General features: G+C 67.2%; 13 protein-coding genes. 4 read left to right on the top strand and 9 right to left on the bottom strand.

Going from position 1 to position 18,349, the window contains the following annotated elements:
• Nucleotides 1-154: 154 nt before the first annotated feature.
• The 4 genes from SSA01S_RS12910 to SSA01S_RS12895 form a co-directional block, all read right to left on the bottom strand.
• Nucleotides 155-4,387 (bottom strand): translocation/assembly module TamB domain-containing protein, encoded by a 4,233-nt coding sequence (locus SSA01S_RS12910; RefSeq protein WP_061780649.1) that lies wholly within the window; start codon nucleotides 4,385-4,387, stop codon nucleotides 155-157.
• Entirely contained in the window at nucleotides 4,387-6,600 is a 2,214-nt protein-coding gene (locus tag SSA01S_RS12905) for a BamA/TamA family outer membrane protein (protein WP_061780648.1), read from the bottom strand. The genes SSA01S_RS12910 and SSA01S_RS12905 overlap by 1 nt, the downstream gene beginning before the upstream one ends.
• A gap of 100 nt (nucleotides 6,601-6,700) precedes the next feature.
• On the bottom strand, nucleotides 6,701-7,114 hold the full coding sequence (locus SSA01S_RS12900; RefSeq protein WP_061780647.1) for a hypothetical protein: 414 nt from the start codon (nucleotides 7,112-7,114) through the stop codon (nucleotides 6,701-6,703).
• Nucleotides 7,111-7,872, bottom strand: coding sequence for a prepilin peptidase (locus SSA01S_RS12895; protein ID WP_061780646.1), 762 nt, complete (start codon nucleotides 7,870-7,872; stop codon nucleotides 7,111-7,113). Before SSA01S_RS12895 ends, SSA01S_RS12900 begins: the two co-directional genes overlap by 4 nt.
• Before the next feature lie 97 nt (nucleotides 7,873-7,969).
• Here SSA01S_RS12895 and SSA01S_RS12890 point away from each other — a divergent pair, with 97 nt between their 5' ends.
• Nucleotides 7,970-9,151, top strand: coding sequence for an acetyl-CoA C-acyltransferase (locus SSA01S_RS12890; RefSeq protein WP_061780645.1), 1,182 nt, complete (start codon nucleotides 7,970-7,972; stop codon nucleotides 9,149-9,151).
• 231 nt (nucleotides 9,152-9,382) lie between these two features.
• Here SSA01S_RS12890 and SSA01S_RS12885 read toward each other — a convergent pair whose 3' ends face one another.
• Entirely contained in the window at nucleotides 9,383-9,895 is a 513-nt protein-coding gene (locus SSA01S_RS12885; protein ID WP_082795076.1) for an SH3 domain-containing protein, read from the bottom strand.
• Between the two features lie 128 nt (nucleotides 9,896-10,023).
• On the opposite strand from SSA01S_RS12885, the gene SSA01S_RS12880 reads away from it, so the two are divergent.
• Nucleotides 10,024-11,022 (top strand): 2-hydroxyacid dehydrogenase, encoded by a 999-nt coding sequence (locus tag SSA01S_RS12880; RefSeq protein ID WP_058753374.1) that lies wholly within the window; start codon nucleotides 10,024-10,026, stop codon nucleotides 11,020-11,022.
• Between the two features lie 10 nt (nucleotides 11,023-11,032).
• On the opposite strand, the gene SSA01S_RS12875 is transcribed toward SSA01S_RS12880, so the two are convergent.
• Nucleotides 11,033-12,535 carry a serine hydrolase domain-containing protein gene (locus tag SSA01S_RS12875; protein WP_082795075.1) on the bottom strand — a complete coding sequence of 501 codons (1,503 nt, stop codon included), beginning with the start codon at nucleotides 12,533-12,535 and terminating at the stop codon, nucleotides 11,033-11,035.
• Between the two features lie 296 nt (nucleotides 12,536-12,831).
• Here SSA01S_RS12875 and SSA01S_RS19830 point away from each other — a divergent pair, with 296 nt between their 5' ends.
• Complete coding sequence (locus SSA01S_RS19830; protein WP_167348918.1) at nucleotides 12,832-12,975, top strand: hypothetical protein; 144 nt, start codon at nucleotides 12,832-12,834, stop codon at nucleotides 12,973-12,975.
• 61 nt (nucleotides 12,976-13,036) lie between these two features.
• Here SSA01S_RS19830 and SSA01S_RS12870 read toward each other — a convergent pair whose 3' ends face one another.
• From SSA01S_RS12870 to SSA01S_RS12860, 3 genes are all read right to left on the bottom strand, one after another.
• Entirely contained in the window at nucleotides 13,037-14,440 is a 1,404-nt protein-coding gene (locus tag SSA01S_RS12870) for an NAD(P)H-dependent flavin oxidoreductase (protein ID WP_061780643.1), read from the bottom strand.
• 89 nt (nucleotides 14,441-14,529) lie between these two features.
• Nucleotides 14,530-15,666 (bottom strand): glycosyltransferase family 4 protein, encoded by a 1,137-nt coding sequence (locus SSA01S_RS12865; protein ID WP_061780642.1) that lies wholly within the window; start codon nucleotides 15,664-15,666, stop codon nucleotides 14,530-14,532.
• Between the two features lie 197 nt (nucleotides 15,667-15,863).
• The gene (locus SSA01S_RS12860; RefSeq protein WP_061780641.1) at nucleotides 15,864-16,724 is read right to left on the bottom strand and encodes an alpha/beta fold hydrolase; all 861 of its coding nucleotides are present in this window, start codon (nucleotides 16,722-16,724) and stop codon (nucleotides 15,864-15,866) included.
• Between the two features lie 37 nt (nucleotides 16,725-16,761).
• Here SSA01S_RS12860 and SSA01S_RS12855 point away from each other — a divergent pair, with 37 nt between their 5' ends.
• Nucleotides 16,762-18,138, top strand: coding sequence for a protein adenylyltransferase SelO family protein (locus tag SSA01S_RS12855; RefSeq protein WP_061780640.1), 1,377 nt, complete (start codon nucleotides 16,762-16,764; stop codon nucleotides 18,136-18,138).
• Nucleotides 18,139-18,349 lie beyond the last annotated feature (211 nt).

The following is an 18,349-nucleotide window of genomic DNA, read 5'->3' as shown; positions in this document are numbered from 1 at the left end:
CCAAAGGCTCGCGCGCTCGCTCCGCGAGCGCAGCACCCCTCACCCAGCTCCGACTAAGCCTTTGCTTTCGCAAAGACCAAGACTGCGCAACCCTCTCCCCTCAAAGAGGGCCGAGGGAAGAGGGGCTTATCTGAATGTTCATTTGGACAAAGCGTCAGAAATCCCGCGAGTAGCGCAGGCTCGCCGCCGATCCGCCGAACGAACCCGTCTGCGTCAACAGGCTGAGCGTGCGGGTCAGCGCGATCTGCAACTGGGTGGCGGTGAAGCCGCGCGCGTCGGTGACGATCTCCACATAGATATTGTCGGTGATGTATTTGCCCGCCGCCAGGCTGGTGCCCCGGCCGGTGGCGTCGTCCGCCCCCAGCACGCGCAGCCGGTCGATGCCCGTCGCCGAGCGCAGCTTGCCCAGCGGGTTCAGCCCGCCCCCGCCCGACCCGCGCAGCGAGTTGAGCGCGGCGGCCAGCTGGATCGCCTCGGTCGCGGACAGGTTTTCGGGGTTGGTCCCGAACAGCAATCGGCTCAGCACCTCGTCCTGCGGCAGGGTCGGCGTCGAGGTGAAGCTGATCTGCGGACGCTGGCCGGTACCGGTGACGTTGATGACGGCGGTGATGCCATCGGTCGTCGTCGTCGCCTGGATATTGATGTCCGGGTCGGTCAGCGCCCCGCCGCGGAAGCGGATGGTGCCGCGATTCACGTCGAACCGCTTGCCCGCAAAGCTGTAGGTGCCGCGCACCAGATCGAGCCCACCGTTGATCGTCGGCGCCGCGCTGGTGCCGCCGACCCGCAGGTCCATCTCCCATTCCGACTCCAGCCCCATGCCCGAGACGAAGAGCTGGTTGTTGGCGCGCACCCGCAGGTCGAGGCGGAACAGCCCCGGCGGTGCGGCAGGCGCGGGCCGGTCGGTCGGACGCGCCACGCGAATCTCGCTGCGACGGCGAACCCCGGTCAGTTCGGGCACTTCGGCCTGGCCCTGGCGGATGATCTGGTAGCGGGCATTGGGCACGGTCAGGTCACCCTGGATCAGCCCGCCGTCCCGGTTATGGGTCAGGCGGATCGTGCCGCTGGTCGTCGCGGCCAGCGCATCGCTGTCGGCCAGGCGCGCATTGTTCAACTGCGCGCGGATGTCGATCGGATAGCCGCTGTCCGCCGCCAGCCCGATCGTGCCCTGTGCCTGGATGCTGCCGTCGCCCGCCTTGGCCTGAAGCCGCGTGATCTCCAGCCGGTCGTTGTTGAAACGTCCCGCCAGCTGCATGTTGGTCAGCCGGGTGCCATAGGTCTCGTTGTCATAGGTCAGGTTGTCGGCCCGCATCAGGCCGTTCAGCTGCGGCGCGGACACCCGCCCGCCGAAATCGGCGGCGACCGCGATCGGGCCGCTCAACTGCTGGTTGGGAAGCGCCGCGAAGGAGAACAGCACCGCCGACGGGCCATTATAGCGGAGGCCTCCCGATAGCGGGGCCTGCATCAGCCGGTTGACCCAGCCGCCATTGCCCGGCGGCAACGGCCGGAGATTGGCGACCATCCGGCCGACGACCATCTGCCCGCGCCGGATCAATGCGCGCGCCTCGCCCCCGTCGGAAACGAGCCGCCCGGCAAAGACGATGTCCACCGTCTCCGACACCGCCGCCAGACCGGTGCGCCGGAAATTGGCGATGGTCAGCCGCGCCTCGGCTGCCGGGAAGCTGGCATCACGCGCCTGGGTAAAGTCGAGCGCACCGCTCGCCTGGCCCGAAATGCCCAGATTGGGAACGAAGGCATCCAGGATCGACAGCTGCAGCTTGTCGAGCCGCGTCTGCACCTTCAGCCCGTTGCCATAGCTGCCCGCCATCAGCACCGATCCGCGCCCGAAGTCGATCCGGGTCGGCGACAGCTGCCACTCGCCCTTCGCGCTCTGGATGCGCGCCGGGTTGGCGGTGCGGAAGTTGATGCCGTTGGCTTGTCCCTTGGCCGCGACCAGATACTGGTTCGGCGCCAGTTGCGCATTCAGCGCGACGTTGAAGGGAATGCTCGACGATCCGGTCAGCACCGCCTGCGCCGTGCCCCGCCCACCCGCATAGTTCAGCTTGGCGCGCGAGGACTGGATGACTACCTCGCCGTAACGCGTATCGGCCAGCTGCGCGTCGGCGACGATCTGCGGCGCGCCCGGGACCATGACCAGGCTGGCATTGACGATGGCGCGACCGATGGTGAAGTCCACCGCACCGGGCACGCGGGCGTTATAGGCCCGCGCGGCGATATCGGCGCGCTGGTTGCCGCCCTGATCCGCCAACTGAACGCGGCCGTTGATCCCCTGTCCCGCGAATTGCAGTGCCCCCGCAAAGGGCCCCGCCGCCGTCTGCACGACACGACCGGTCGCGTTGATCCCGGCAAAGACCAGGCTGCGCACATCGACCGCCAGTTGCCGCCCGGTGCTGACCAGCACATCGGCGGTGAAGGGGCCATAATTGGTGCCGCCGCTGGCATTGACGACATAGGCGCCGTTGCGGCCGACGATCCTGGCCTGAAGATTGTTCAGGCCCACCCCGACCCCGGGCTTGCTCGCGCGCAGCACGACGACTGGATTGGTCTGAGATCCCGTCACCCGCGCGGTGATCGGGCCGTACTGGTTGGAATAGGCATCCGCCTCGACCGCCAGCGCCCCATTGGCGGGGTTGTAGCGTCCGCTCCCCCGCGTCACGCGGAATTGCGGCGCGGTCAGGCGCAGGCCGCCGAAGGTCACGATGCCTTCCGGGCTATACTCGACATCGGCGCGGACGATCGCATTGCCGCCCAGGAAATTGCGCGCGCCTTCGTTGAATATCTGCTGCGTCCGCGCGACCACCCGACCCTTCATGCCGAAACCTGTCGGCGTCGCGACCAGATTGGCGTCGGTGGTCAGGTTGATGATGCCGATGCTCTCGACCCGGTAATTGTTCACCCGGCCCTTCAGCGCGCCGGTGTAGCGCCCGGTCTTCAGGTTCGCGACGACGACGGCGGTCGCATCGATATTGTCCGAACGAATGCGCAGATTGTCCGACAGGATATTGGGCATGGCGATCGCGAAATCGCCCTGGATCGCGACATTGTTGGTCAGCCCGCCGACAGCGGCATTCAGCCCGGCGATCCGCTTCGCCCGTGCCTTGACCGGCACCAGGATGCGGTCGGCATTCACCTTGGCCAGACCCTCGGCATAGAGATTCTCTACCGTGGTTTCGCCGAAACCGAGCGCGGCGGCGCGGATCTTGTAATCCACGGTCGGCGTCGCGAACGCGCCATCGAGCACCGCTCGCGCCAGCACGTCGCGGCCGCGCAGGTTCGGGGCGATGGCACCGGGGGTCAGCAGCTTCGCATCGACCGCGAAATTGCCGAACCGGCTGTTCGCCAGATCGATCAGGCCACCCGCATCGACCATCAGCGCCGAGGAACGCAGCTTCATCCGCGTGTCCGCGCGCCGCTGGTTCAGCGTCGTGTCGATCGCCACCTGAAGCGCAGGCGCGGTCAGCCGCTCGACCGGTCCTTCCAGATACAGGCCGGGCCGGGTCACACCGCGCAGTTCGATATGCCCGTCGCGCGCCGTGCCGGTCAGGTTCGCCAGTTCCCCGCCGCCCAGCGTGGCGATGGCACGGCCGGTCCAGGCCTTCCAGCCGCCACGCCCATCGACCGACAGGGTCAGCGGCGCCTTCAGCCCGGCCATGGTCGCGACCACGCCGCCGGTCGGTGCGGTCAGCTTCACGTCCACCGCCAGCCGGTCGGCATCGGGTACGGCGTCGAGGACCAGACGCAGTCGGTCACCGCCCGCGATTCCGGGGCCGCGCAGCGCGTCCGCGCTGGCCGTCACCTGCGCACGGCGGTCGGCGATATGCACCTTGCCATCGATCGCCAGCACATGGCGCTGTCCCGTCACGGGTGCGCCGATGACAAAGCGCTTCAGCGTCAGCCGGTTCACGTCGATGTCGAGATCGGGCAGCAGCGGCGCATTGGGGTCGCTGGGCGTCGGCTTCAGTTCCGGCCGCCGCGCCAGCGTCACCAGATCGGCATTAAGCGAGCGGACGTCGATATGATTCTTGGTATAGGCAAAAGGACGCCAATCGACATCCAGGCGCGGGCTCGACAGGAACACGCCCTTGGGATCGCTGACCCGCAGGTCCATCAGCCGCATCCGGCCATAGAGCGAACCCTCGATCCGCCCGACCTTGATGTTCAGGCCCGAGGCGGTGGTATAGCCGCCCAGCTGATCCGCGACGAAACGGCGGCCCGGATCGGTATTGATGCCCAGCAGCACCGCCCCGACCAGCAGGATCAAGCCCAGGATCGTGAAGCCGATCCATTTCAGAATACGCTGCCACAAGGGACGCCGCACGATGACAGTTTCGTTGACGGGCTCGGGCGCCATGGTCTGTTCGTCCGCCATCAGAAGGCCTGCCCGATCGAGATGTACAGGGCGACCTTGCCGTCACCCGGTCGCGGGTTCAGCGGCGTCGCGACGTCGACACGCAGCGGCCCGAAATTGGTATAGAAACGCCCGCCGATGCCCGCGCCGAAGCGCAGGTCCTTGCCCGTCGGCAGCGTGCTTTCATAGCTGTTGCCCGCATCGATGAACGGCACGATGCCGAAATTGCCGAAGCGATAGCGCGCCTCCAGCGCGAACTCGTTCAGGCTGCGTCCGCCCACCGGATTGCCCTGCGGATCGAGCGGCCCCAGCCGCTGGAAGCCATAGCCGCGCACCGAGCCGCCGCCGCCGCCATAATAGCGCCGCGACGGCGCCAGATCGTCGCGCTCGATCCCGAAGATCGCGCCCGCCCGCGCTCGGCCTGCAATCACCAGGCTGTCGTTGAACGGATAATAGAAGGTGCTCTCCACCATAGTCCGCGCATAGGGCCGCACCGCGCCGCGCACCGAGGTTTCGGGGCTGAGGTTCAGTTTCAGGCGATAGCCGCGCGTCGGGTTGAGCAGGTCGTTCGACTGGTCGAACACCACCTGCCCCGGAATGGCGGCGATGCCATAGGTGCCGCGCACCCGCTCGCCCCGCGCGAAATCATAGACGCTTTCATTGGTGCCGGTCAGCTCGCCGCCGAACGCATAAGTGAATTTCTTCTGCCAGATCGGCGTGGAGTCATAGCTCCAGCGGAAGGCGACCGTGCCGATGAACGCATCGAACGCGTCGTAATTCTGGTGGCTGGCCGAGGCGATGACCTGGAACGTCCGGTCGCGCCGCCCGGCGTTCGAGCGGCGGAAGGTGCCGCTGAGCCCCTGCTCCTGCGTACCCGCAATGACCGAGGCGATGAGTGCGCCCTCCGGCTTGAAGGCGTTGCGGTTGGTGAAGCTGCCCTGCAGGCGCACGCCCTGGCCGGTGGAATAGCCCCCTTCGCCCGACAGGGTGCGTGCGGGCCCCTTGGTCTGCGTCACCTGAAGGTCGATCGCCTCGGTGCCGTCGGGGTTCATCCGCCCGGTGCGCTTGGGTTCGACCGCGATGCCGTTGAACAAGCCCGTCGCGACCAGCGCGTTGCGCAGATCGTCGGTCAGGCGCGAGTCGTACAGCTGCCCTTGCTCGAAACGGGGGAAGACGTTCAGGTGATCGAGGTCGAACACCGCGTCGCCCGTCGTGGTCAGCTTGCCGAACGCCGAGCGAGGGCCGGTATCGACCGGCAGGGTATAGGCGCCCACCGGCTCCGGCCCCTGATCCTCCAGCAATATGTCGCGGTCGCCGACCTTGACGAAGGGATAGCCGCGCTGGGGCAGGACCAGGCTGACATTCGCCTCGGCACCCTGGATGCGCGCCGCCTCGATCGGATCGCCGACCTTGAGCGGCAGGTTGGAGCGGACCAGATCGGGCGGCGTGGTCGGATCGGCCTTCACCGTCACCGAGGACAGGCGATAGAGCCGCCCCGGCGTCGCGGTCAGCACGACCTTCAACCGGCCATTCTCGCCCTCGCCCGCCCCTTCGCGCTGGAGCGTCGAGACGGCGGTGGCGTCGTAATAACCGAGCGACTTCATCAGCCGGATCGCCAACTGCTCGTCTTCCCGCGCGCGGGCGGAGACCTGGGTCGCATTAGCCGCCTTGCCCTTGCCTTCGCGCAGAGACGACAGGCCCTTGAACTCGTCGTCCAGCTTCAGCTCGGCCAGGCCCCGCACCTCCATGTCATAGCGGATTTCGGGCGCGCGGGTGCCCTTGGGATCGGCGGCGGTTTCCAGCGGGGTCGTGTCGAAACTGGCCAGCGGGGTCAGCGGCTGGGCCAGTTGCGGGTCCTCGGGCGCGATCGGGCCGATGGTATCGCCGGTCGCCAGCGGCTGGGCGGTCTGAGCGCTGGGCAAAGGCGGCGCGGTTTGCGGCGTCGGGATCGCTTGGGCAGCGGGCTGGTTCTTTTCCATGGTCGCCATGGATTCCAGCGGTGCGTTGATATCGCCGCTCAGCGGGGGGAGCGCGGCGTCGAACTGCGCATCGGGGACGATGGGGGCATTCGCCTGCGGGTCGCTGTTTCCGTCGCGCTGATCCTGCGGCACGCTCGGCCCTTGGGCGGGCGCAGTGCCCGGCTTGGACAATTGCGCCGAGACGGGCGACGAGAACAGGGAGGGAGCAATCAGCGCGAACGCGAGCCAGGTATGTCTGCCGTTTCGTTCCGCCACGCCGTAAAAAGCCCCTTTCCGACAGGGCTCTTCCGTTATTCGGAACGATCCCCCAACGATCCGCCAACGCGGGGAGGCCCCGCGAAGTTCCCTCCGCGGATCAACGGGCCGTTGGCGCGCACCCTACCATGCCGCCGACCGGCACGACGATTTCGTCCTGATTTCCGCGCGCTAGGCGGATCGTCGCGTCCGATACGATGGCCCCGTCCTGCAGCGTTTCGCGCTGGGTGATCGTCATGTCGAGCGTGGCGGTGACGCCCTGCCCGGCATAGCGGGTGGTGCTCGCCAGCCCCAGCGCGCCCGTGCCTCCGACCTCGGCGGCGGGCAGATCGGCCTGCTTGCCGTCCAGCATCACCCGTAGCCGCCCCGGCTCGACCATGGCGACGAAACGCTGGTCCTGCACCGTCCACAGATAGGCGGCACAGCCCCTGTCCGGGAGGGACTGTTTGGGCAGCGTGCCCAGAACGGGCGCGGCGGCGGCTTGCGCCATGGCGACGATCGTCAGGAGCATCATGGCGTCATTCCTATCATCATCACCCAGGCCGGGTAAGCCGCCAGTGCCAGCAGCAGACCCAGCGGTACCATGTCCTGCCCCCGCGCCCCGCGTCCCATGACAAACCGCATCCCGACGAAACCCAGCCCGATGATGCAGGCGACCAGCAGCACCCCCGGAATCATCCGCCAGCCAAGCCACAAGCCGATCGCTCCCAACAGCTTCGGGTCGCCACCGCCCAGCCCTTCGCGTCCGCGCCACCACCGGTAGCACGCACCAATGGCCCAGAGCCCACCGAAACCGATCACCCCGCCGACCAGCCGATCGCCCGGCGGCGGCGTCTGGCCAAGCAAACCGGTCAGGACGCCCGTCATCGCCAGCCACAGGGTCAACCGATCCGGCAGCCAGAAGGCCATTGCATCCAGCGCCCCCAGCGCCAGCAGCGACCAGCCGAACAGCGCCCCCATCCAGCCATCGGGCCCCGCAACCCAACCCGCCGATGCGCCGATCAACGCCGCCAGTGCCTCTATCCGCCAATGCACCGGATCGATCGGCTCTCGGCACCGCGCGCAGCGGCCGCGCAGGGCAGCGAAGCTCAGGACCGGCACCAGCTCCCAGGGCCGCAGCGTCCCCCCGCAATGATCGCACACCGACCGCCCCGCCATGACTGAGCGATCCTCCAGCCAGCGCAGCACCAGCGCGGCGACGAACGATCCGACGATCGCGCCCGCCAATCCATAGAACATGGCCCACACCGCCGATGCCGCCCCGAACGCCATGGCCACCGCCCTAGCCCCTTTGCGCCGCCCGAGCAAAAGGCGTACAGGCCCGGCCAACAACGACATCAAAACATACCTGTTTGGAGAGCATGTCCCCATGACGGACCCCATCGTCATCCTGTCCTATGCCCGCACCCCCATGGGATCGTTCCAGGGCAGCCTGTCGGGCCTGTCCGCGACCCAGCTGGGCGCCGCCGCCGTGAAGGGCGCGGTCGAGCGGGCGGGCGTCGATCCGTCCGCCATCGAGCGTATCCATATGGGCTGCGTCCTGCCCGCCGGGCTGGGCCAGGCCCCGGCGCGCCAGGCGGCGATCTTCGCGGGTCTGGGCGAACAGGTCGAGGCGACGACGGTCAACAAGATGTGCGGATCGGGCATGCAGGCCGCGATCATGGCGGCCGAGGCGCTGGCGGCGGGATCGGCCGACCTGATCGTCGCGGGCGGCATGGAGAGCATGACGAACGCCCCCTATCTCAGCCACAAGCATCGCGGCGGCGCGCGCATCGGCCATGACACGCTCTATGACCATATGTTCCTCGACGGGCTGGAGGACGCCTATGAGCGCGGGCGGCTGATGGGCCATTTCGCCGAGGAGGCCGCGCAGGACTATCAGTTCACGCGGGCGGCGCAGGACGATTTCGCCATCGCCTCGCTGGAACGCGCCAAGGCGGCGCAGGCCTCCGGCGCGTTCGACCGCGAGATCGTGCCGGTCACCATCAAGACGCGTAAGGGCGAGGAGCAGATCAGCCTCGACGAGCAACCCGCCAAGGGCGATCCGGCCAAGATCCCGACGCTGAAGCCCGCCTTTGCCAAGGACGGCACGATCACCGCAGCCAATGCCTCCTCCATCTCGGACGGAGCGGCGGCGCTGGTCATGACGCGCGCCAGCGTCGCCGAGCGGCTGGGCCTCACCCCCATCGCCCGGGTCGTGGCGCAGGCTGGCCATGCCCATGCGCCTGCCCGTTTCACCACCGCGCCGGTCTTCGCGATGCGCAAGGCGCTGGAGCGCGCGGGCTGGTCGACCGGTGATGCCGATCTCTACGAGGTCAACGAAGCCTTCGCGGCCGTCGCGATGATCGCGATGCGCGACATGGACCTGTCGCACGACCGGCTGAACGTCCATGGCGGCGCCTGCGCGCTTGGCCATCCGATCGGCGCGAGCGGCGCGCGGGTGCTCGCGACCCTGTTGTCGGCGCTGGAGACAAAGGGGGCCAAACGCGGCGTCGCCTCGCTCTGCATCGGCGGCGGCGAAGCCACCGCGATGGCGGTGGAGTTGTTGTAAGCTTTTGCTTCGCTGTCGCAGCCCGGCAAGGGTCTGGAGTTTCATCGAGGCCATCGCGGCCCTCCCCCATCCCCTCCCGCCTGCGGGAAGGGCGTGCTTGGGGCGAGCCATGGGATCGCATCCATGATTGTGGACCTAATCAGCCCCCCCTTCTTCTCCCCTCCCGCAGGCGGGAGGGGCCGGGGGAGGGCAAGGAGTCTCACAGAGACCGGCCTCCGCGAACAGGAACTTCTACGGCAACACTTCCCCCGGATCGACACCCCAGATCGAACCGACCGGCACGAAGCCCGCCTGCCCCTTCACATCGAACCGGCACCAGGCCCCGTTGCACTCGCTGATCCGCCCGACCACGCCCGGCGCGGCGCGCCATAGCGTCTTGGCGCCCTCGTCCGGGGCGGCGCGCATCGGCAGCGGGTCGGAACTGCGCACGATCGCGGTGCGGGTGTTGCGCAGCAGGACGGCGAGCATCCAGCCCTCGGTCCCATCGGGGTCCTGCACCTTTCGCCATTCCTTGAACGCGGCCACCACCTTTACCGGCAGGTCCTGGCGGCGATAGGTCCAGCTGGCGGGATAGGCGCGCGCCGGGCCGGTGCGCATCCGGGCTAGCGTCGCCCCGATCGAACCATAATAGGGCATGGCGCGCTTTTCGGACGCGGCGATGGCGGCCGGCGCGGTCAGCCCCGTCGCCAGATCCATCGACAGCGTCGTCGCGATCAGTGCCAGCCCGGCCATCGACCTGCGCATCGTCTATCCTTTTACCTGCCCGCCCAGTCCCGCCTCTACGCCGAGCCGGGCCGCCGCTTCAACCATGTTCGCAGACGCGCGGCGCATGCCCGGTTGACGGACCGGCGGGCTTGGCCCAATCCGTGCCCATGACCGATCCACGCCGCTGCCTGAACCCCAGGGTGGTCGTCACCCGCGAGCTGCCCGATCCGATCATGGAGCGGATGGCCGCGCTGTTCGATACGCAGCTAAACCGCTCGGACGAAAAGATGCACCGCGACGAACTGGCCGCCGCCATGGCCGATTGCGACGTGCTGGTGCCGACCGTGACCGACGCGATCGACGCCGATCTGATCGCCAGTGCCGGGCCCCGGCTGAAGCTGATCGCCAATTTCGGCGCGGGCGTGAACCATATCGACCTGAAAGCGGCCCGCGCGCGGGGCATCATCGTCACCAATACCCCCGGCGTCCTGACCGAGGACACCGCCGACATGACCATGGCGCTGATCCTGTCGGTGCCGCGCCGCCTGCCCGAGGGCGAGAAGCTGGTTCGCTCGGGCGGCTGGAAGGGATGGAGCCCCGGCGGGATGCTCGGCCACCGGATCGGCGGCAAGGCGCTGGGCGTGGTCGGCATGGGGCGGATCGGCCAGGCCGTTGCCCGGCGCGCACGCGCCTTCGGCCTGTCGATCCATTACCACAACCGCCGCCGCCTTCCCGCCAGCATCGAGGCGGAGCTGGGCGCGACCTGGCATCCCGATCTCGACGCGATGCTGGGCGCGGTCGACATCGTGTCGATCCACACGCCGCTGAATGCCGACAGCCACGACCTGATCGACCGCCGCCGCATCGCCCTGATGCGCCCCCATGTCTATCTCATCAACGCCAGCCGGGGCGGCATCGTCGACGAGGACGCGCTGGTCGATGCGCTGGAGGCGGGCCAACTGGCCGGTGCGGGCCTCGACGTCTGGCGGCACGAGCCGGAAATCGACCCGCGCCTGCTGGCGCTGCCCAATGTCGTGCTGACCCCGCATATGGGCTCGGCCACGCTGGAGGGTCGTGTCGCCTCTGGCGAGAAGGTCATCGCCAATATCCGCAGCTGGGCCGACGGCCACCGTCCGCCGGATCAGGTGTTGGAGGGGTGGCTTTAGGGCTGGGCCGCTAGCGGGGCGAGGCTTGCAGCCGCTTTAACGCATCGCTGGCATAGACATTGGTCGGATCGAGCGCCAGCGACTGGCGAAACAGGCTGATCGCCTGTTCGCGATCCCCCTCGGCGACGGCGATGTCCGCCAAGCCGTCATGGCTATAAGCGGATTTGGGGTAGATCGTCAGGTTGAAGCGGAAAATCGCCTTGGCGTCGGCATAGCGCTGGGCTTCATAAAGATCATAGCCCAGCCCCACCAGCGCGTCGTCGCTGAAGTCGAGCTTGGCATCCGACTGTTTCAGTTCCCGATACAGCGCGATGGCGCCGGTGACGCCGCCACGATCGATCCGGTCCCAGAGAATTTCTCGGAGCTGCGCGACGGGCAGCGGTGTCGGCTGACCGAAGGCGATGGCGGCCATCGCATTGCCAACCTTGCTCGCCGAGGCACGATCGCTGTTGCTCAGCACAATCGCGGTCAGCCGATCGGCGGGGAATCGGATGATGTAGGTCGAGAAGCCGTTGTCGCTTCCGGAATGGTCCATCTCGCGGCGGCCGAACCGCTCCCCGATCCGCCAGCCAAAGCCGTAATTGTTCTTCGCTGGCGTGAACATCGCATCAAGGGACGCTTGGCTGACCAATTTGCCGGGCGCCAATGCTCGCTCCCAGAGCAGCAAATCACCCACGGTCGAGTGGAGTCCACCCGCAGCATAGCCGACCGTATGGCTGATGATCGGCGCGTTGATAAAGGTGGTGCCAAGCGAATAATAGCCCGACGCGCGGTGTGGAACGATGGCGCGACTATTATCGTCCCCGCTGTGCGTCATCCCGGCTGGTATCAATATGTGCTGCTTGACATAGGCGCCCCAAGGCATCCCCGAGGTCCGCTCGATGATAAGACCGAGGAGATGATAGCCCGAATTGGAATAGTCGTACTTTTCACCGGGCGCGAATTTCGAGGGCAGGTTGCGGAACAGCGCGACAAGCTCGGTCGGGGTGTAGTCGCGCCGGGACAGCACCTCGTCCCATTCGGGCAGGCTGGAAAAGTTGGGAATGCCCGACATGTGGTTGAGCAACTGGCGAATGGTGATCGGCCGCCATGCGGCCGGACAGTCGACCAGATAACGGCAGATCGGATCGTCGACGTGGAGCTTGTTCTGCTCTTGAAGCTGCATGACGGCGAGCGCGGTAAACTGCTTGGTGATCGAAGCGAGGCGGAACACCGTGTCGGGACCGTTCGGGACGCTCAGCTCATAATTTGCCATGCCATAGCTGCGCAGGAAGACCGGCTTGCCGTCCCGCGCGAGAAGCACGGTGCCCGAAAATTGCTCGTTCCGGGTCGCGGCGTCGAGATAGGCATTCAGCGCCACGTCCAACGCCCGATCCGCAGCAACGGATGCAGGCACCGCCTGAGCCTTGGCAGCGAGGGGGGCTGCAACGAGGACCAGTGCCAGCGCGACGGCAGAGACCGCCCGCCGGACATAGGTGTCGCGCGACCCCATTCTGCGTGACGTGCTCGTCATGCGCTTACCCCGCTCCCGTCGTTCCGGGCACAGTTCCCGAATACATGAGGAACTGTATTGCCCAAGCAATACAGGTATCGCGATTATCGTATCGCTTCAACCCGGATCGTCAAAGGCAGCCCGCACTTCCAGCCCAGCGTCCTTTTGCCCTGTCACGGCGTTTCTCGATCCGTTTCAAAATGTTGCAACGCGGAACCGCAGAGGGCGGGCGGCATTCCCCTCCTGTCATCCCAACAGGAGCTACCCTTATAAAAAAGCTGGCCATTGCCTTCACCCTCACCGCAACCGCGCTGTCGATGTCGGCCTGTTCGACATTGAAGGGCGCCGCGATCGGTGGCGCTGGTGGCGCGGGTGTCGCCGCCGCGACTGGGGGTAGCGTACAGAAGGGCGCAGCGGTCGGCGGCACCGCCGGGGCGGTCGTCGGCACCGTCGCCGACTGATGCAAAAAGGGGGGCTTTCCGGTTCAGGAAAGCCCCCCTCATTAATGTCTGATCGCCGCGATCAGTCGCCGGTCAGGATACGGTCGACCAGTTGCTTGACCGTCGGCACGAACCCGTTCGAGTAAAAGGGATCGCGCTTGAAATTGTAAGCGGCGTGGCCCGCGAACATCAGGTTCTGCTCGACATCGCCGCCATGTGCGATCTCTTGCAGCGTCTTCTGGATGCAGAAGCTGCGCGGGTCGGCGAGACGGCCGGTGGAGTTGGTTTCGCTATCGGCCCAGCTCGAGAACAGGCACTGCGACAGGCAGCCCATGCAGTCGGCCTGGTCCTTGCGGATTTCCTTGGCCTCTTCCGGCGTCACGAAGACCAGCGTGTTGTCGGGCGTCTTCAGCGCCATGGTGAAGCCCGCGCCGAACCATTCGCGCGCGCGCAGCAGGTCGCCCTTGGTCACCCAGAAGTTCTTGCCCTTCACGCCCACGTCGAGCTGGAAGACATGGTCGCCCGCTTCCTGGGTCGAGAAGGCGATCTGGCGCTCCGAACGCGCCTCCAGATTGCGCAGGAAGGGATTGCGCACCGCACTGGAATAGAAACCGGTCGGCGAGAAGCGGTGGAGCAGGACATCGCCCTGCTCGATCGTCATCAGCCGCTGCTTCCAATCCTCGGGGATCGGGCTTTCCTGGGTCAGCAGCGGACGGGTGCCGAACTGGAACGCGATCTTGCCCAGCTCGGGATTGTCGATCCAGTCGTTCCAGTCGCGCAAGTACCAGACGCCGCCCGCCATCACGATCGGCACGTCGTCGGAAATCCCGCCCTCGCGCATCGTGTCGCGCAGCGCCTTCACGCGCGGATACGGGTCCTGGGGCTGCAAGGGGTCTTCGGCGTTGGACAGGCCGTTATGGCCACCAGCGAGCCAGGGGTCCTCATACACCACCGCCGACAGCCATTCCGCCGCCTTGGAATAGGCGCGCTTCCACAGCGCGCGAAAGGCGCGGCCCGAGGAGACGATCGGCAGATAGCTGACCTGGTGATGCGCCGCGATCTCGGACAGCTTATAGGGCATGCCAGCGCCACAGGTGACGCCCGCGACCAGCCCCTTGGTGCGTGCCAGCACGCCTTCCAGCACCCGCTGCGCGCCGCCCATTTCCCACAGCACATTGATGTTGATCGCGCCCTTGCCACCGGCAATGTCCCAGGCGCGTTTCACCTGCTGGACCGCGCCCTCGATGGCGTATTCGATCAGTTCTTCGTGCCGCTCGCGCCGGGTCAGCGCGCGGTAGATCTGGGGAATGATCTTGCCCTCGGCGTCGTAGCTGTCCGCGTTCACCGCCGACACGGTGCCGACGCCGCCCGCCGCCGCCCAGGCACCGGCAGAAGCGTGATTGGTCGCAGCAACGCCCTTCCCGCCTTCGATCAGCGGCCAAACCTCGCGGCCGTTGTACAGGATGGGGCTTAGGCCTTTGAACACGTCTTCACCTTACTGGTCCGAAAGGGTCTCATATAGCGTGTTAGGATCGCTTAGCGAGGAGAATTAAAGGCACGCCCCGGTGTGGACGATCAGCCCAGCGCGCCGGGCCGCCCCAGGACCTGCTCGTACAGCGCCTTGTAGCGCGCGATCATCTGCGCCTGGTCGAACTCGGCTCGCACCCGCGCCTGGTTGGCCGCGCCCGCTTCGGCACGAAGCTCGGGATGCGAGATCAGCGCCTGGATCACGTCGCGCAGACGCACCTCGTTGGGGGCGTCGGCGATGAACTGGCGATTGGGCTCCGACACCATCAGCGGCACATCGCCGACCGGCAGCGAGGCGATGGGCAGGCCCGCCGCCATCCCTTCCAGCACCGAGATCGGCGCCTGTTCCGACAGGGACGACAGCGCGACGATGTCGAAATGCCGGATGTAATTGTACGGGCGTTCGAGGAAGCCCGGCATGACCAGCCGGTCGGCGATGCCCATCGCGGCGGCGGCCTGCTGGATATTCGCGCGCTCGGGCCCCTCGCCGACGATGACCAGGCGGAAGCGGTTGGGGATGCCGCCCATCGCGCGGACCAGCATCGGCAGGTTCTTGACCGGACGCAGGCCCGCCAGCACGCCGATAACGGTCTCCTTGGGCTGGCGGACGAAGCCGGGAATGCCCTTGGGGTCGGGATCGCGGGTATAAAGCTCGGTGGCGATGCCGTTGGGGATGCGGTGGACCCGCTCGTCCGGTTGCTTCCAGGTCTGACGCGCAATGCCCTCCAGGATATGGCTCGGCACCGCCAGCGCATCCGCCGCCGACAGGGCGATGCGGCGATAGATGTTGCGCTCGATCTTCAGGCCGCGCGCCTCGTCGGCGTTGAACCCGTCTTCGTGATGGACCAGCGGCGGCGCGCCCTTGGGATAGACGCGCCGCGCCATCACCCCGTCGATCGCGCCCCAATTATAGGTCAGCACCAGGTCGAAACGGCGCATATAGGCGGCGATCGCCTCATACCGCTTGACCGAGGGCTTGCCGGTCAAGGGCGGCGCCTCCTGCGCAATCTCATAGCGTATGCCCTTGGCGATGGAATCGCGCGCGCCCAGCTCGTCGGGCATGGCCGAAACGATAGTGTGCTTCGCCGCATCGCCAAAGGCGTTCATGAGCGCGACCGCACGCGCCTCCTTGCCGCCCAGCGAGAAGGAGGAGTGGAGATGCAGGATGTTCAGCGGACGGGCCATGCCTGCGGGATTAGCGGGGGGCGGCGGCGTTGAAAACCGCCCGCACCAATTTCCTCCCCTGTAAGGGGAGGTGGCAGGCCGAAGGCCTGACGGAGGGGTGTCACGGTTTGCGAGGTCGGACCGAAATCACCATCGGGGACACCCCTCCGTCACGCTTCGCGCGACACCTCCCCTTGCAGGGGAGGAAGAGAATCGGCCTACGCTGCCACCTTGTCGAGCAAGCGACCGATCCCGGCCAGCGCCTCGGGCTCGGTCAGCAGCGGCGTGTGGCCGACACCCGGCACCGTCACCAGTTCGGACGGCGACAGTCGCTCGACCATCCGCTCCGCGACGTTCGCGCTCAGGATGTCCGACCGCTCGCCGCGCACCACCAGGGTCGGCACGCCGTTCAGCGCGTCCAGCGCCGCCCACATATCGGGCCCGCCTTCGGTGTTGGGCACCCGGAACGGCTCGGCGATCTTCAGGTCATAATCGAGCACGATCCGTCCCGCGCTCGTCAGCCGGTGCGTGCGCTTGGCCATTGCCAGCCAGTCTTCGACGCCCCAGGTGGGATAGACGTCCTCGTTATTCTCCTGGACGCAGCGCGCGGCGTGCAGCCAGGTCGGAAAGCTCTGTCCCTTGCCGACATAGCCGCGAATGCGCGCCAGGCCCGCCGCCTCGATCTCCGGCCCGATATCGTTCAGCACCGCCCCCGCCAGCCGCCCGCGGGCGGTGGCCGCCAGGATCATCGTCACGATCCCGCCCAGCGAGGTGCCGACCGCGACGAAGCGGGTAATGCCCAGTTCGTCCAGCATCGCCTCGACATCTTGGACATAGGTGAGCGGCACATAGCTCATCGGGTCCTTGGCATAGGCGCTTTCGCCCCGCCCGCGGAAACTGACCGCGATCACCCGCGCGCGGCCCGCGAGAGCCTCGGCCAGCCCCTCGAAGTCGCGCGCGTTGCGGGTCAGGCCCGGCAGGCAGATGACCGGGGGCAGCGCGTCGTCCCCCTCATAGTCGCGCGCATGGAGCCGCAGGCCGTCTTTCGACCACCAATATCGATTCTCATGAGGGATCATGCTTGAAGGTCCTCCGGTGCCGCCTCCATATCGCTTTATGCCCGTATCCCCGCAAGCCTATCGCCCGTCCACCGCCCTGACCGAGGTGGCCGATTTTCTCGCCGATCCGGTGGAGGCGGCGGATTTTCCGCAGACCATCATCCGCTATCGCAACGACCGCGCCGGCGCCGAAATCGGCGTGGAGACGCTGACCGATGACGAATGGGCGCAGCATTTCGGCCGGTTCGCCCCTCTGCCCGACACGCTGCCCGGGCCGATGGCGCTGCGCTATCACGGGCATCAGTTTCGCCATTACAACAGCGATCTCGGCGACGGGCGCGGCTTCACCTTCGCGCAAATGGTGGCGCGTGACAGCCGGTTGCTGGAACTCGGCACCAAGGGATCGGGGCAGACGCCGTACAGCCGCTCCGGTGACGGCCGCCTGACGCTGAAGGGCGGGGTCCGCGAAATCCTGGCGACCGAGATGCTGGAGGCGCTGAACGTCCCCACCTCGCGCACGCTCTCGCTGATCGAGACGGGCGAGGCGCTGCACCGGGGCGACGAGCCCTCCCCCACCCGCTCGGCCGTCATGGTGCGGATGAGCCATGGCCATGTCCGCATCGGCAGTTTCCAGCGGCTCGCCTTTGAGCGTGACGAGGAAGGGATGCGGCGGCTGGTCGCCTATGTCCTGCGCCACTTCTATGGCGAGGTATCGGACGATCCCGTCCGGCTGCTGACCCTGGTGGCGGAGCGCACCGCCAGGCTCGCCGCACGCTATATGGCCGCCGGGTTCGTCCACGGCGTGCTCAATTCCGACAATATCAACGTGACCGGCGAGAGCTTCGACTATGGCCCGTGGCGGTTCGCGCCGAGCTGGGACGCGGGCTTCACCGCCGCCTATTTCGACCAGATGGGCCTCTACGCCTTTGGCCGCCAGCCCGAGGCGATCCAGTGGGACGTGATGCAGCTCGCCTCCAGCCTGCGGTTGATCGCGGAGAGCGAACCGCTGATCGCCGCGCTGGATCGGTTCGCGACCGCCTATCAGGCCGAGATCGTGACCGCGATCCTGTGGCGGCTGGGCGTGGCCCCGCGCGGGGGGACCGAGGACCGCGCGCTCGTCCAGATCTTCGAGCAGGCGCTGCGCACCAGCGATGCGCCGCTTCACCGCGTCTATTTCGACCTGTTCGGCGGACAAGTGCCGGACTCCTATGACGAGACGTGGAACAGCCTGCGCGACTTGATCGAGCCCTATGCCCCCCGCCGCGCCCGCGATCACGCCTATTGGCAGGGCGAGCCGGAATCGATGCTGATCGATGAGGTGGAAGCGATCTGGGCACCGATCGCGGATGCGGACGACTGGGGGATGCTGCACGACAAGATCGCGCGAGTCCGGGCGATGGGTGAGGCGCTGGCCGACCCCGGTGCGGCGGCCTGACCGCCCGCCATGTGAGTGCTGATCGACGATTGCCCAAGCGGCGACGCCGCACAGGACTCGCCAGCGCGCGGACGCCGTTGCGGAGCTGCTCGCGCGCGAAACTGGGTGCGCCATACGACATCCTCCGCGCCGTTCACGGGGCCGGGGATCGACAACGAGGAGGCTCAACTATTTGATATGCCTCTCGGCAAACTCGTCTGCATGCGCCCCG

Origin of the sequence: Sphingomonas sanguinis NBRC 13937 (assembly GCF_001591005.1) — a bacterium.
GTDB classification, from domain to species: domain Bacteria; phylum Pseudomonadota; class Alphaproteobacteria; order Sphingomonadales; family Sphingomonadaceae; genus Sphingomonas; species Sphingomonas sanguinis.
The sequence above is the reverse complement of the archived record's forward strand: the minus strand, read 5'-3'. Positions and strand labels throughout refer to the sequence as shown.